At 63.4% G+C, this 1,827-nt stretch carries 2 protein-coding genes; one reads left to right on the top strand and one right to left on the bottom strand.

Features of this window, described 5'->3' with window-relative positions; genetic code table 11:
- Window positions 1-1,169, top strand: a 1,169-nt coding sequence (lnt, locus tag HX846_RS18515; RefSeq protein ID WP_178965860.1) for an apolipoprotein N-acyltransferase, incomplete at its 5' end; no start/stop codon positions are given.
- A gap of 130 nt (window positions 1,170-1,299) precedes the next feature.
- On the opposite strand, the gene HX846_RS18510 is transcribed toward lnt, so the two are convergent.
- A partial coding sequence (locus HX846_RS18510) for a YdcF family protein (protein ID WP_178965859.1) occupies window positions 1,300-1,827 on the bottom strand: 528 nt, incomplete at its 5' end.

The following is a 1,827-nucleotide window of genomic DNA, read 5'->3' as shown; positions in this document are numbered from 1 at the left end:
CGCCACTGGCCGATGCCCTGGCCTTCGCGGCCTTGTGGGTTGGCCAGGAAGCGTTTCGCGGCTGGTTCCTCACCGGTTTTCCATGGCTCTATTCCGGTTACAGCCAGCTCGACGGCCCTCTCACCGGCCTCGCGCCGCTGGGCGGGATGTGGCTGATATCCTTTGCCCTGGCGCTGACCGCCGCACTGATCTGCAACCTGCCGCGTCTGCTGGCGGCTAAGCGCAACCTGTTCATCGGTGCCGGCTTGCTGTTGTTGGTGGCGCCATGGGCCATCGGCCTGGCACTCAAGCATCATGCATGGACCACCCCCGCCGGCGCGCCGCTGACCGTGGCAGCCGTCCAGGGCAACGTCGAACAAAGCATGAAGTGGGACCCGGAGCAGCTCAATGCGCAGCTCGCGCTGTACCGCGACATGAGCTTCAGCTCCAAGCCTGTCGACCTGCTGGTATGGCCGGAAACCGCCGTGCCGGTGCTCAAGGAATCCGTGGAGGGTTACCTGGGCATGATGGGCAAGTTCGCCGCTGACCGGCACACTGCGCTGATCACCGGTGTACCGATCCGCCAGGAAGTGCATCACCACAAGCGCTTCTTCAACGGCATCACGGTGGTGGGCGAAGGCGACGGCACCTACCTGAAGCAGAAGCTGGTGCCGTTTGGCGAGTACGTGCCGCTGCAGGACATGTTGCGCGGCTTGATCGCGTTCTTTGACCTGCCGATGTCGGACTTCGCCCGCGGGCCGTCCGACCAGGCTTTGCTGCAAGCCAAGGGCTATCAGATTGCGCCGTTCATTTGCTATGAAGTGGTGTACCCGGAGTTCGCCGCCGGCCTGTCGGCCCGCAGCGATTTGTTGCTGACCATCAGCAACGACACCTGGTTCGGCCGCTCCATCGGCCCGCTGCAACATTTGCAGATGGCCCAGATGCGCGCCCTGGAAGCCGGGCGCTGGATGATCCGCGCCACCAACAACGGCGTCACTGGCCTGATCAACCCGTACGGGCAGATCACCGTGCAGATCCCGCAGTTTGAACGCGGGATTCTCTACGGTGAAGTGGTGCCGATGCACAACCTCACCCCGTACCTGGAATGGCGTTCGTGGCCGTTGATCATCCTGTGCCTTGGCCTGTTTGGCTGGGCGCTGTTGGCGGGCCGGATGTCGAAAACGGTTTAACAGAAATACTCGGACAAATGTGGGCTTGCCTGCGATAGCATCACCTCGGTGCAACTGACACACCGAGGTGCCTGCATCGCGGGCAAGCCCGGCTCCCACAGAAGCCCGCTGCCACATTTGCCCGGCGGTATTACCTGTAAAACATCCGGTAACCCACCTGCCCCACAACTTCATTCAGCAACTGCCCGCTCTGCCATACCGACTTGAACTCCGGCATCCAGCCCCCCAATGGCCGGGCATTGTCCAAACCAAGAAACCCCACTGGCGCCGGAACAACCGTGAACCCGGCCTTTTCGAAGCTCCAGCGCGAGCGCGGCATATGCCAGGCCTGAGTCACGACCACCACACGCTTGATCCCCTGCGGCAGCAGAATCTCGGCACTCATCTGCGCGTTTTCCCACGTGGTACGGCTGCGCTCTTCCTTCCAGCGCACGCTCACGCCAAAGTCATCCTGCATCGATACCGCCATCAACTCCGCCTCGCTGGGCGGTGTGCCGTAGTGCAAGCCGCCGGTGGTCAGCACCGGCAAGCCCGAAGCCTTGGCCAGGCGGGCTGCATAGCGCTGGCGCTCAAGGCCGATACCCGTCGGCTGATCGGAGCCCCACGCCGGATCCCCGCGCTCACGCCCCGAGCCCAACACCACGATGGCATCAGCCCG

The sequence above is a fragment of the Pseudomonas sp. K5002 genome (genome assembly GCF_013386655.1).
In the GTDB taxonomy this organism is placed as follows: Bacteria; Pseudomonadota; Gammaproteobacteria; order Pseudomonadales; family Pseudomonadaceae; genus Aquipseudomonas.
Note: the sequence above shows the minus strand (reverse complement) of the source record. Positions and strands in the feature narration are given on the sequence as shown.